This is a genomic window from Butyrivibrio sp. AE2032 (assembly GCF_000702965.1).
In genome coordinates, this window is the sequence record NZ_JNLF01000005.1 from 894,398 (window position 1) to 907,500 (window position 13,103).

General features: G+C 48.4%; 8 protein-coding genes, 2 rRNA genes and 2 pseudogenes (1 of these 12 cut by a window edge). All 12 read right to left on the minus strand.

Annotated features, from left to right (window positions below; translation table 11 throughout):
* Nucleotides 1-61: 61 nt before the first annotated feature.
* Nucleotides 62-1,831 (minus strand): leucine-rich repeat protein, encoded by a 1,770-nt coding sequence (locus BO18_RS36150; RefSeq protein ID WP_051689042.1) that lies wholly within the window; start codon nt 1,829-1,831, stop codon nt 62-64.
* Nucleotides 1,832-2,051: 220 nt separating this feature from the next.
* The gene (locus BO18_RS36630; protein WP_255350999.1) at nt 2,052-2,384 is read right to left on the minus strand and encodes a hypothetical protein; all 333 of its coding nucleotides are present in this window, start codon (nt 2,382-2,384) and stop codon (nt 2,052-2,054) included.
* Nucleotides 2,367-2,792 (minus strand): annotated as a pseudogene (locus BO18_RS36635) (GH25 family lysozyme); the annotation flags it as partial. The pseudogene BO18_RS36635 and the gene BO18_RS36630, both read right to left, overlap by 18 nt.
* Nucleotides 2,793-2,852: 60 nt before the next feature.
* Nucleotides 2,853-3,692: pseudogene (locus BO18_RS36640) on the minus strand (leucine-rich repeat domain-containing protein); the annotation flags it as partial.
* A gap of 218 nt (nt 3,693-3,910) precedes the next feature.
* Nucleotides 3,911-5,572: a leucine-rich repeat protein gene (locus tag BO18_RS33320; protein ID WP_051689044.1), complete on the minus strand. Its 1,662-nt coding sequence runs from the start codon at nt 5,570-5,572 to the stop codon at nt 3,911-3,913.
* Nucleotides 5,573-5,681: 109 nt separating this feature from the next.
* Nucleotides 5,682-6,146, minus strand: coding sequence for a 23S rRNA (pseudouridine(1915)-N(3))-methyltransferase RlmH (locus tag BO18_RS21825; RefSeq protein ID WP_034449662.1), 465 nt, complete (start codon nt 6,144-6,146; stop codon nt 5,682-5,684).
* On the minus strand, nt 6,143-6,937 hold the full coding sequence (locus BO18_RS21830) for an MBL fold metallo-hydrolase (protein ID WP_034449663.1): 795 nt from the start codon (nt 6,935-6,937) through the stop codon (nt 6,143-6,145). The genes BO18_RS21825 and BO18_RS21830 overlap by 4 nt, the downstream gene beginning before the upstream one ends.
* Entirely contained in the window at nt 6,934-8,277 is a 1,344-nt protein-coding gene (murA, locus tag BO18_RS21835) for a UDP-N-acetylglucosamine 1-carboxyvinyltransferase (protein ID WP_051689045.1), read from the minus strand. Before murA ends, BO18_RS21830 begins: the two co-directional genes overlap by 4 nt.
* Before the next feature lie 12 nt (nt 8,278-8,289).
* Nucleotides 8,290-10,512 carry a sensor histidine kinase gene (locus BO18_RS21840; RefSeq protein ID WP_185752545.1) on the minus strand — a complete coding sequence of 741 codons (2,223 nt, stop codon included), beginning with the start codon at nt 10,510-10,512 and terminating at the stop codon, nt 8,290-8,292.
* A 2-nt stretch (nt 10,513-10,514) separates the two neighbouring features.
* Nucleotides 10,515-11,225 (minus strand): response regulator transcription factor, encoded by a 711-nt coding sequence (locus BO18_RS21845; RefSeq protein WP_034449667.1) that lies wholly within the window; start codon nt 11,223-11,225, stop codon nt 10,515-10,517.
* Nucleotides 11,226-11,386: 161 nt separating this feature from the next.
* Nucleotides 11,387-11,503, minus strand: a 5S ribosomal RNA gene (gene rrf / locus BO18_RS21850).
* Nucleotides 11,504-11,624: 121 nt separating this feature from the next.
* A 23S ribosomal RNA gene (locus BO18_RS21855) occupies nt 11,625-13,103 on the minus strand; it runs 1,430 nt beyond the window's last position.

The following is a 13,103-nucleotide window of genomic DNA, read 5'->3' on the forward strand; positions in this document are numbered from 1 at the left end:
AAGCGCACCCTCTGCCCATTCAAGCATCAGGTGCGCCGTTGTTAATCGCGAAAAACAAATATTAAGAAACGTATCCCTTCCAGACACCGTTGCCGTCGAATTCGCTCATCTTTCCGCCGATCTCGAGCTTGCCCGTAGCCATCTCGCCTGATGATTTGAGGTAATACCACTTGCTTCCGAGCTGCAGCCAGCCTGTCTTCATGTCGCCGTTTGAAGGATCGAGATAATACCACTTGCCGCCGATCTGCTGCCAGCCGGTGACCATGGCACCGTCAGACTTCAGATAATACCATGTGTTTCCAAGCTGCAACCAGCCCGTGACCATAACACCGTCGGACTTCAGGTAATACCATTTGCCTCCGATCGGCTGCCAGCCTGTCTTCATGTCACCGTTTACGGAATCCATGTAGTACCACTTGCCGTCGATCTTCTGCCAGCCCGTGAGCATGATGCCGGAGGGCTTATAGTCAGGTTCATTCTGGAAGAAATACCACTTGCCGCCTATGGACTTCCAGCCTGTTGCCATCTTGCCGTTGGTATTCAGGTAATACCAGTATTTTCCATGGTTGAGCCAGCCTGTTACCATCTCACCGGATGTCTTGAAATAATACGTGTCGTTTCCGATCTTCGTGAAGTCAAAAGCCATGTAGCCTTCTTCATTGAAGTGATACCACTTGCCGTTCAACTGCAGCCAGTCGTTCTTTACCGGATTTCCGTCCTCTTTGTAGTACATCCAGAAGTCGCCATCCTTGACCCAGCCTTTCTTGACTTCGCCATTGAAGTGGATAGTGGCATTGTTGAAGACTTCCTTCAAAGTCTTGCCATCAGGATCGACTTCGATCTTATTCCACTGGGCTTCCGTGCCTTCGTAGTATACGTCCGTCAGAGATTTACAGCCGGTGAACGCATCCGCATCTATACATTCCACACTTTCAGGTATAGAAACGGTTTTTAGTTTCTCACAAAGATCAAATGTCTTATATTCAATATAGGTTACGCCTGAAGGAATCGAAACCTCTTTTAATCCCGACCAGGCAAAAGCATGCGGACCGATGCTGCTGACAGAATCGGGAATGTCTATAGTTTCAAGATTCCGGCAGTTAAAGAATGCCGCATATTCAATCGAGGTAACAGTATTCGGAATCGTAACATCAGCTAGTTTCCAGCAGCTCCAAAACATACAGGAACCCACTTTTTCCCTGCCCGATTCAATGACAGCATTCTCCATATAACAACGTTCAAAGATTATCTCATTGATCGATGCCGGAACACTTATATTTTTCATGTTCTCATTCCGGCTGATTTTGCATTTGTCAAATGAAATATCGTTCAATACGTCAAGCGTACCCAATCCTCCGGAGTGCTTATTATCTCCCATTCTCAGGGTTAAGGAACCAACCTTCAGACCTTTCGGAAAAGTTAAGGCTTCAGCCTTGGGGAAACCGGATATAGTAAGCGACTCCAAAGAGTAATCGTCTGGACCTGATATGGAAATTGTTGTTGCGACATTATAATCGTCATATCCACCGATGAGATCATACCTGCTAAGATTGCCTTCACCGATCTTGAAGATTACCGTTTTAACTTTACTCCTAAGTTCATTAAGTTTGTCATAATCAAAATCATTGCCGAAATTCTTAGCGATGTTCAGAGAGATTTGGCTTTGATGGCAAGTAACGATCAGTTCTTCATCATCAACAAGCTGCCAGTCAAAAGCATCACTGCTGCCGGATGCGGTGATCGTAGAATCTGCAGCAACTATCGCAGAGAATACTGACAGCATCATTACCGCTGCCAAAACCGAACAAAAGAGTTTTAAACTTTTACGCATTAAAACACCTCCTTGGGAAATAGATATTTTGATTCTAGCACCGCTCAAAAATCTTTAAAGGGTGTCATAACCTCATTTAACAAAATGTTGATAGAATGCCTGTATATATGGGTTTCTTTTGAACAGAAACTGCCTGTTCTGACTGAAAAAGCGCACCCTCTGCCTGCCCGGCAGAAAGTGCGCCATGTGATCTGAATAGATAACTGTTTACTTAAGGAAATCAGCCCTTCCAGACACCCGAGTTGCTGAACTCATATGTCTTTCCGCCGATTTCGAGCTTGCCGGTAGCCATCTCGCCTGATGATTTGAGGTAATACCACTTGCTTCCGAGCTGCAGCCAGCCTGTCTTCATGTCGCCGTTTGCATTGAAGTAATACCACTTTCCTCCGATCTGCTGCCAGCCGGTAACCATAGCACCGTCAGACTTCAGATAATACCATGTGTTTCCAAGCTGCAACCAGCCCGTGACCATAACACCGTCGGACTTCAGGTAATACCATTTGCCTCCGATCGGCTGCCAGCCTGTCTTCATGTCACCGTTTACGGAATCCATGTAGTACCACTTGCCGTCGATCTTCTGCCAGCCCGTGAGCATGATGCCGGAAGGTTTATCGGCGGGATCATTCTGGAAGAAGTACCACTTGCCGCCTATGGACTTCCAGCCTGTTGCCATCTTGCCGTTGGTATTCAGGTAATACCAGTATTTTCCCTGGTTGAGCCAGCCTGTTACCATCTCACCGGATGTCTTGAAATAATACGTGTCGTTTCCGATCTTCGTGAAGTCAAATGCCATGTAGCCTTCTTCATTGAAGTGATACCACTTGCCGTTTAACTGAAGCCAGTCGTTCTTTACCGGATTTCCGTCCTCTTTGTAGTACATCCAGAAGTCGCCATCCTTGACCCAGCCCGTCAGGACTTCGCCATTGAAGTGGATAGTGGCATTGTTGAAGACTTCCTTCAAAGTCTTGCCGGAAGGATCGACTTCGATCTTATTCCACTGGGCTTCCGTGCCTTCGTAGTATACGTTCTTTAATGCGGAACAACCTGAGAATGCACTCGGACTTACGCGCTCAACAGTCTCAGGAATGGTAATGCTCCTGAGCTTCGTACAATTCGCAAACGTACCATTGCTTATCTCGGCTACTTTTGACGGGATCTTGATCGACTCCAATCCGGAATCCATGAAAGCATACGAATCGATCGATTCGACAGAATCCGGAAGCACTATAGATTTAAGTGCCTCGCAATCTCTGAAAGCACTGTATTCCAAACTGGTAACACTATCCGGAATGGCAACCTTTGAAAGATTCTTACAATTCCTGAATGATATATACTTAATACCTGAAGGGATATTTACTTCTGTAAGTTCAGTACAGTTCCAGACTATCAGTTCTTTAGGCTTGATACTTCCAAAAGAATCAATGGAAGACATATCCATATATCTCAAATAGATATATTCTACAGTGATATTATCAGAAAAACTGATACTTTTTACCCCGTTGAAGCTGTAAAGATTGCAGTCATATATGTGTTTGGCTGAACCTGAATAGACCAGAATATCAACATCCTTGAAATCCAATCCACTGCCGGAAATATACAAACCTTCTGTTTCAGCATAATAATCCGAAATATCAAACTTAATTACCTTTGCTTCAGGGATGGCAGCACACAGGTCCTCATCCTGAAAAAAAGAAAACCTTCTGCCAGATGCCGGTATGTTGATCGTCATTATTCCATCAGAATCAATATTCCAGTTATAGGTCTGCGGTCCGCTCGAGTCTGCAAAAGCTACAACCGAGAATACTGACAGCATCATTACCGCTGCCAAAACCGAACAAAAGAGTTTTAAACTTTTACGCATTAAAACACCTCCTTGGGAAATAGATATTTTGATTCTAGCACCGCTCAAAAATCTTTAAAGGGTGTCATAACCTCATTTAACAAAATGTTGATAGAATGCCTGTATATATGGGTTTCTTTTGAACAGAAACTGCCTGTTCTGACTGAAAAAGCGCACCCTCTGCCTGTCCGGCAGAAAGTGCGCCCTGTGATTCAATTAAGTTCTATGGCTTTAAGTTATCAGCCCTTCCAGACACCCGAGTTGCTGAACTCATATGTCTTTCCGCCGATATCGACCTTGCCCGTAGCCATCTCACCGGATGACTTCAGATAATACCAGCTGCTGCCGAGCTTCAGCCAGCCTGTCTTCATGTCGCCGTTTGCAGGATCCATGTAATACCACTTGCCGCTGATGGCCTTCCAGCCTGTTGCCATGTCACCGTTGCCGTTGAAGTAATACCATTTTCCGCCGAGGGACTGCCAGCCTTTGACCATTGCACCGTCAGACTTCATGTAGTACCACTTGCCGCTGATCTTCTGCCAGCCGGTCTTCATGTCCCCGTTTACGGGATCAAAGTAATACCACTTGCCGCCGAGCTGCTGCCAGCCTGTGAGCATGATGCCGGAAGCTTTATAGTCAGGTTCATTATTGAAGAAATACCACTTGCCGCCAATGGACTTCCAGCCTGTTGCCATCTTTCCGTTAGTGTTGAAGTAATGCCAGTTAATACCATAACGGAACCAGCCTGTTACCATCTCACCGGAATCCTTGAAGTAATACGTGTCATTGCCGATCTTTGTGAAATCAAAAGCCATGTATCCTTCTTCGTTAAAGTAATACCACTTGCCTTTTAACTGAAGCCAATCGCTCTTTACCGGATCTCCGTTCTCATCGAAGTACTTCCACCATTTGCCTTCCTGTACCCATCCGGTCTGTTTTTCATCCTTATAATGGATCGTGGCATCGCCGAATACATCCTTCAATGTCTTTCCCTTCTGGTCAGTGACTTTAATACTATTCCACTGCGCTTCTGTACCATCGTAATAAACATCCTTAATTGCTTTGCAGCCGTCAAAAGCATAATAGCTTATTTCAGTCACCTTTCCGGGAATGGAAACAGTCTTTAGAGCTTTACAGTCACGGAACACATATGTATCAACACTTTCAACAGCTGAAGGTATCTTTATCGATTCAAGACCGGTTTCCGCAAAAGAACTCGCCTTGATCGTGTCTATGGAATCAGGGAGATCAATAGATTTAAGGCTGGTACAACCCAAAAAGCAGTTGTACTGAAGATAGGTAACGCTGTTTGGTATGACGACTTCCGTAAGAGCCGTACAGCCGGACAGTGATTCTATTATCTCCGTACCGTCTTCGATAATAGCCTTCTTTACCTTATCACCTGTCAGATAGAAATTGCCTTTAGGAACAGTTATTTCCTCAAGTTCCGGGTCCAATGTGACGCTGCAGTCAACATTTTCAGGCAAACGGAAGCTCTCGAAAGTAGCATTCGGAAAACCGTTGAACCTTAACGAAACAGCATCAACATCACTAAAACAACTGAAAGAAATATAACTGGCAATACAGCCGTTGCCGTTGATAGTATAGCTTCGGATACTTGGTCCTGATGAAACTAGCTTATCCTCAATATACAGTCTCCGCATAGCCCTTGGAGTTTTTTCTAATAACGCATCAAAATCGAGCAGATTGAGATCTATATTGCCATAAAAACTATGCGGCAAGATCACCAGACCACCGTCATCCCATAATTGGTAAGAATAATAATCTGTTTCACCTTCCAGCACTTTCGCTGCACCGTCAGCCGCAACGATCGCTGAAAAAGACATCATTATCATTACCACTGCCAGTACACAACTGAAGAGTTTAAATCTTTTACGCATTTAGACACCTCCTTAAAATATCGATATTTCGATTCTAGCACCGAATAGCATAAGAAGATGAGGCATGCGCCTCATTTAACAAAATGTTGATATATAAATCTTAGGATTATTACTTGTGGTATTTCTCGCCCTTGGCGATCTTAAATCCGCGGTAGAGCTGCTCTGAGAGGATAAGCCTTGTCATGAGATGTGTAAGGGTGATGTTGCCGAAGCAGATGCGGCGGTCGGCTCTTGCGCGGACTTCAGGCGAGATACCGTTGCTCCCGCCTATTACGATCTTCAAAGTGCCGCCGCCCTTTTCGATGTCGGAAACAAGGTAAGAAGAAAGCTTTTCTGAAGTGACATTCTCGCCGCCAAGATCCATCGCCCAGACTATCTCACCCGGCTTGATGTGCGACAGGATGAGTTCGCCCTCTTTTTTCAGGGCGTCATTTACGGGTACGGAATCCGGGCAGTCAGCGACTTCGATGAAATCAAGTGTCGCAAAGCGCGACAGGCGCTTTTTGTATTCGTCGATACCGTCCTTAAGCCACTTGTCCTTGAGCTTTCCCGGGCATACCACGATTATCTTCATAAGACATAACCTTCTGACGGAACGTCCTTTTTGGCGATCTTTACCTCATAGTCGATATTCTCGACAAGTCCTCTGTCCGCAAGGATAGTGGTGAATGTTTTCCTTGCGATGTCAGGCGTGTTGTTATGGGGCGATAAGTGACCCAGGATGAACTTTTTCGTGCCGTTCTTAATGAAGAACTCGGCAACTTCGGCAGATTCAGGATTGCTGATGTGGCCGTGACCGCCCGATATCCTCTGCTTGAGCGGCCAGGGATATTCCCCGTTCTCGAGCATGTACGGATCGTAATTCGATTCCAGGAGGATGACGTCACTGGAACTCGCAAAACCCTTCATGCCGTCATTCATTCGTCCGAGGTCGGTCATTACCGCAAAGGAATTCTTTGTCTCCGGATTGATTATGCGGTAGCAGACAGAACCGTTAACGTCGTGAGGTGTCGGGAAAGCCCTTACTTCCGGGCCGTTCTCGAGCTGAACGATACCGTTTTCCTCTATCTCCGTGACGGGTGAGCTGAGATTGTCCAGAATGGCCAGAGTAGCCCTGGTGCCGTAGATCGGAGTGTGGTATTTCCGCGAAAACACGGGGACGCCGTTGACGTGGTCCGTGTGTCTGTGCGTAAGGAATATCGCGCTGACGTCTTCAGGATATACACCGCATGAGACTAGCGCTTTGGTCATCATCTTGCAGCTCATGCCGCAGTCGATGAGGATATAGGTTCCGCGTGATTTTATGAGTGTCGAATTGCCGCTGCTGGAAGAATAAAGCGGGACGATCCTGTCCGGACCCGTCATGCTTCGGTGTCCTCTTCACCGTACTCGGGAGTATGATTGACTCTCGAAATGGTGGCACCGAGATCTCTCAGCTTCTGGACAATGTGTTCGTAGCCTCTGTCGATCCTCTGGGCATTCATGATATAGGTCGTGCCTTCCGCCTCCAGAGCTGCGCAGACAAGTGCCGCACCTGCTCTTAAGTCCGTGGCTTCAACGGTCGCGCCCCTGAAACCGGTCTTGCCGTTTACCCAGGCAATACGCTCATAGACGTTGATGTTGGCGCCCATCTTCGCGAGCTCGGGAACATACTGGAACCTGTTCTGCCAGACGTTCTCGTGCATGCGGCTCTGTCCGTCTGCCGAGCAGAGGAGCACCACGGTCTGGGGCTGAAGGTCCGTCGGGAACCCGGGATAAGGTGAAGTCTTGACGCTTGTGGGATAGACTTCCTCGTCGTAGTTATATCTGAATACCCTGATCGATTCGTCACCTTCCTCGATCTGGTAACCCATTTCGCGCATCTTTGCAGACAGCGGCTCCATGTGGGTAGGGATCAGGTTATGGATGGTAACATCGCCGTTGGTGACCGCAGCGGCGATCATGTATGTGCCGGCTTCGATCTGGTCGGGGATTATAGAATATGTGAAGTTGCCCGGGAGTACCGGAACACCTGTGATCTTGATTATGTCGGTACCTGCACCCTTGATGTGCGCACCCATCGAGTTCAGGAAGTTCGCAACGTCAACGATGTGCGGCTCTTTGGCTGCATTGATGATCTCCGTCTTGCCCTGGGCCTTGCATGCTGCGAGCATGGCATTGATCGTCGCGCCGACGCTTACGATATCAAGATAGATCCTTGCTCCGTGCAGGGGATCTGCCTCGAGATTTACGATACCGCTGTTGATATCTGAGGGCCTGGCACCCTTCGCACCCATGAGCTGGAAAGCCTTGAGGTGAAGGTCAATGGGGCGCTGTCCGAAATTGCATCCTCCGGGAAGCCTTATGGAAGCTTTGCCGCACCTTCCGAGAAGAGCACCCATGAGATAGTAGGATGCCCTGATCCTGGATACGAGCGGACCGGAGGCCCTGAATGTATTGATACTGGTAGGGTCGATCCTGTATGTGTGGTTATCAAGTGCGTCAACTTTCGCACCGAGGGACCTCAAAAGATCGAACATTACGTGGACGTCCAGAATGTCCGGGACGTTCTCCAATGTGCATACGCCGTCGACCATAATCGATGCGGCTATGACGCCGAGAGCGGCATTTTTACTGCCGCTGATCTCTATATCGCCTTTAAGGGGCGTACCGCCCTTTATCTCATAAGCGTATGTCTTACCTACGCTGCCGTTATTCTGATCCATCAACTCTCCAACTCACTTGCGCGGACCGGAATCGTCAAGTATCTTCTTGAGCGATGATTTGACCGCTATGTCACTCTTATCCTGGCGGGGCTCTTCCTTGGCATCTTTCCCGCCCTCTGAATCTGCACTCTTATTATTATACCTTTTTGGCGCTCCAATTGGGTGTATTACTCGTTTTTCGCGAGATTCACGATTTAATTGCGATACAGTCTTCCTTTGTTCGGCACTTATCTGAACAACGGGCTGTGTCAAGAGCTTTCTTGCCTCTTCTTTTGCCTGCAGTCTGGCCTCTTCTTCCCTTGCCAGCTGAGCCTCAGCTTCGGTCATTGGCTGCATCTGGGGAACCTCGCCTGTCATTGCGGTGGGATGTATCACCGGTGAATCAGGAGCCTGAACGGGCTGGGCCTGCTGTACAGGCTGAAATGCCGTCTGCGGGATCGTCTGCTGAACGGGCTGCGGCGCTGGTTGCGGCACTGTCTGACCTGCGGGGACTGCCTGCGGAACCGGATTGACTGCGGGCGCGGGACGGATCTGCGGCATCTCGGGTGCGGAAGGCACCTGAACTGCGGCTGAAGGAGCCTGCTCAGGCTGCATGATCTGCTCGATCGGCATCGAAAGCTGTTCTGCCATGGGCGGTATCGGCTCACTGACCACTGCCGAGACGGGAACCTCTTCGATCGTCGTCTCCATGGCACTCTCGGGTTCAAGACCCGTTACCGGACCGTCCTCTTCAAAGAAATCCTCAACATAGAAGAGTTCTTCCTTGAGTTCTTCGAATCTGTCGTTGCCGAATGAAGCCAGGAGTTTTGTGAGAGCCTTGTCCTTCGAAGGAACCTCTGTGTCGGGAATCACCTCGAAATCGTCAACAAGCTGCTCGAGATCCTTATAGCCCAGGGATCTTACGGCCTCGCCCTCCTGGAGTCCCAGGAAGTATGCTGCTGCCCTGTAGAGCGGTTTATCACTGATAATGCCGGCCTTTGCATCGCTGTAAACGCCGTCAAATACTGTCTTTCCCGTAGGCAGGCTCAATATGAACGTTGCGCCCTGACCGAAGGTCGAAGTGACGCTTATTACGCCGTCGTGCATGTCCGCTATCTCTTTTGCGATCGCAAGACCTATTCCCGAACCGCCTACTTCCCTGTTTCCGGAATTGTCGACTCTGTAGAACCTCTCGAAAAGATGGTCTATGTCCTTTGCCGGAATGCCTCTTCCGTTGTCGTCAACCTGAACGGCAACTCTGTCGTCGATTACCGAGATGCTTATGTGGATCTGGTCCTGAACCTTCTTGCCGTCAAAGCCGATGTACTTGATGGCATTGGTAAGAAGGTTGACGATGGTCCTTACGATGAGCTTTGAATTACCGTAGAGCAGCGGATATACGTTATCGTCGGGCATCGTAAACCTGACATTTGAAGCGCCCGGATAATCCTGGACATTGGCATAAGCCGCCGCAACGGCATCCCTGATGTCGAAGATCTCCATCCTGCTCGTATGTGAGCACTGCGAGAGAACAAGGAAATCGTCCACGATATCCTGCATCCTGACGGAATTTTCCTCGATCCTTCCGCTCCAGACAAGGAGTTCCTCTCTAGTCGGAACATTGCCTTCCTGGCATGCCCTCCTGATGGAGAATACTGAATTCTTTACCGATGTGAGAGGTGTCTTGAGCTCGTGCGAGACATTGGCAGCCAGATCCTTCTGACGTCTCTCGTCATCCCTGATCTGCGTGATGTCGTCGACGATGACGATATTCATCTCTTCGCTTCCGAAGAACTTCGAATCTGGCTGGGCCGGTCTTCTGATTATCTTGATCTCATAGATCCTTCTGTTGTTGATATAGTTAACTCTTATGAGATTGACGCCGTTCTCGAGGCTTAAGATATAGTTTGACTTGAGCTGGTTTCCGTTGTCGAATGTCTCAAGGAAAGTATTGAGATCCTTCGGAAGACCGCCCTTTAAGAAGTCGGGGAGCCTGAAGATGGTCTCGTTGCAGAAGAGCGCACCCTTTGAATCGTATACGGCAATGCCAAGACCGACAGTGTCGAGCACCGCCTTCTGTATAACTTTGTCGCGTTCGAGATTATCAATATTGCCCGTAACTTTTGACTGCAGCGTGGTATTGCCGATAAGATACCCTGCAAGGATGCCAAGGAGTATCAATATCAAACCCAGGACCACGAGTATTACCGGGTTCTTAAACGCCTGTTCTAATATTGAGACAGCTAAATAGTGCAAGATCACTCCAGATCATTAGGGAAGAAATAGCCGAAGCCTCTTCTCGTAAGGATGTATTTGAAGTTCTTCTGATCAGGCTCGATCTTCTGTCTTGTACGCTTGATCGTAACGTCGACAGTTCTCTCGTCACCTAAGAAATCGAATTTCCAGACCTGCTTTAAGAGTTCTGATCTGGAACATACGCGTCCCATGTTCTGCTCGAGATAGAGCAGGAGCTGGAACTCCCTGTTCGTAAGGTCGCAGCTCTGATCGTACTTATATGCCTGCATGGCATCACCGTCGATGATGAGCTCGCCTCCGCAGTATTCATGCTTATTGCCTTCAGCCCCGTGAGGCTTGTTGCTGTATTCGATACGTCTGATCATGGCTCTTAGCTTCTCGACCAGGATCATGGGTTCATAAGGCTTGGAGACATAGTCATCCGCGCCGGCACGGAGTGCCTCTACCTGATACTGTGACAGTCCGCCCTTAGCGGTGAGGAACAGAACGGGGGTTTTGTAACCCTGATCCCTGTAGTCCTTGATGAACTGCATTCCGCTGTATCCGGGCATCATCCAGTCAAGGATGATAACATCAGGTCTCTCGATGTCCGCAAGTTCAAATCCCTTCTTACCGTCAGTGGCGGTAATTACAGTAAACTCAAAGGATTTGAGCATATCAGCAGTCGAATCTACAACCGCTTTATCGTCATCGATTATCAGGATCTTTGCCATATTCACACCTCACCTAAAGACATGGATAAATGAAATTACTTTTTTATTTTACCAATAATCGATTTTATGTAAATTGTAATATTACATTTTTATGGACTATTTTTTTCAAAATATTACAACGAAAAAGTCCCTCCGCGTTTGTTCGCGAAGGGACTTATATAATCCGGCAGCAATCTATCTTCCCGGGCCGTTGCCAGCCGAGTATTGTCGACGCCAGTGAGCTTAACTTCTGTGTTCGGAATGGGAACAGGTGTGGCCTCACCGCAATCACCACCGGAATGGTCGAGAGTCTTATACCCTCAGGACTGCAAAGAAAACTAACTTCAAGAAAGAAGCGAGAATTGAAGAATCCTCTCAAATATGTGTCTTAGATAAAGACTTGAAATTACATAACCTTGTGTGGTCAAGTCTTCGGTCATTAGTACCGGTAAGCTGAATGGCTCTCACCACTTACACGCCCGGCCTATCAACTGGTAGTCTTCCAGTGACCTTATCAAAAGAGGGAAATCTCATCTCGGGGTTGGTTTCACACTTAGATGCTTTCAGCGTTTATCCAATCCAAACATAGCTACCCAGCTGTGCTCTTGGCAGAACAACTGGTACACCAGAGGTTTGTCCATCCCGGTCCTCTCGTACTAAGGACAGCGCCCCTCAAATTTCCTACGCCCACGATAGATAGAGACCGAACTGTCTCACGACGTTCTGAACCCAGCTCGCGTACCACTTTAATCGGCGAACAGCCGAACCCTTGGGACCTAATTCAGCCCCAGGATGTGATGAGCCGACATCGAGGTGCCAAACCTCCCCGTCGATGTGAACTCTTGGGGGAGATCAGCCTGTTATCCCCAGGGTAACTTTTATCCGTTGAGCGACGGCAATTCCACTTTCTACCGCCGGATCACTAAGCCCTACTTTCGTACCTGCTCGACCTGTCTGTCTCGCAGTTAAGCCACCTTATGCCTTTGCACTCGTCGCACGGTTTCCAACCGTACTGAGGTGACCTTTGGACGCCTCCGTTACCTTTTTGGAGGCGACCGCCCCAGTCAAACTGTCCGACTGCCATTGTCCCCGAACCGGATTACGGCTCCAGGTTAGAGACCCAATATCGCCAGGGTGGTATTCCAAGGTTGACTCCACATCAGCTGACGCCGGTGCTTCAATGTCTCCCACCTATCCTCTACAGACAATATCGAATCCCAGTAACAATCTACAGTGAAGCTCCATGGGGTCTTTTCGTCTTGTCGCGGGTAACTTGCATCTTCACAAGTACTACAATTTCACCGGGTACGTTGTCGAGACAGTGCCCAAATCATTACGCCATTCGTGCGGGTCAGAACTTACCTGACAAGGAATTTCGCTACCTTAGGACCGTTATAGTTACGGCCGCCGTTTACTGGGGCTTAAGTTCACCGCTTCGATTGCTCTGACGGATTCCCGTGACCTTCCAGCACCGGGCAGGCGTCAGCCCCCATACCTCATCTTACGATTTAGCGGAGACCTGTGTTTTTGGTAAACAGTTGCTTGGGCCATTTATCTGCGGCCTGGTATCGCTACCGAGGCTCCCCTTATTGCGAACTTACGGGGTTAATTTGCCGAGTTCCTTAACAACGCTTCTCCCGCTCGTCTTAGGATTCTCTCCTCATCCACCTGTGTCGGTTTGCGGTACGGGTACCATTACTCTGGATAGCGGCTTTTCTCGTCAGTGTGAAATCACCGGCTTCGGTACTTATAGTTCCCTCCCCATCACGACCCGGAAACAGGAAGCGTACTTAACTACTTCCCTATCCTCATCGCTTGGACGCGCATTTCCTGCAGCGCGCTCCGGCTATCCTCCTGCGTCCCCGCCTCTCTCATAACGAGTATCGGTAGTACAGGAAT

Excerpts from the sequence above, each read along its gene's own strand:
- murA (WP_051689045.1), bottom strand. The coding sequence starts at position 8,277 with ATGGATCAGAATAACGGCAGCGTAGGTAAGACATACGCTTATGAGATA.
- BO18_RS36150 (WP_051689042.1), bottom strand. The coding sequence starts at position 1,831 with ATGCGTAAAAGTTTAAAACTCTTTTGTTCGGTTTTGGCAGCGGTAATG.
- BO18_RS33320 (WP_051689044.1), bottom strand. The coding sequence starts at position 5,572 with ATGCGTAAAAGATTTAAACTCTTCAGTTGTGTACTGGCAGTGGTAATG.
- BO18_RS21845 (WP_034449667.1), bottom strand. The coding sequence starts at position 11,225 with ATGGCAAAGATCCTGATAATCGATGACGATAAAGCGGTTGTAGATTCG.
- BO18_RS36630 (WP_255350999.1), bottom strand. The coding sequence starts at position 2,384 with ATGGATTCCGTAAACGGTGACATGAAGACAGGCTGGCAGCCGATCGGA.
- BO18_RS21830 (WP_034449663.1), bottom strand. The coding sequence starts at position 6,937 with ATGACGGGTCCGGACAGGATCGTCCCGCTTTATTCTTCCAGCAGCGGC.
- BO18_RS21825 (WP_034449662.1), bottom strand. The coding sequence starts at position 6,146 with ATGAAGATAATCGTGGTATGCCCGGGAAAGCTCAAGGACAAGTGGCTT.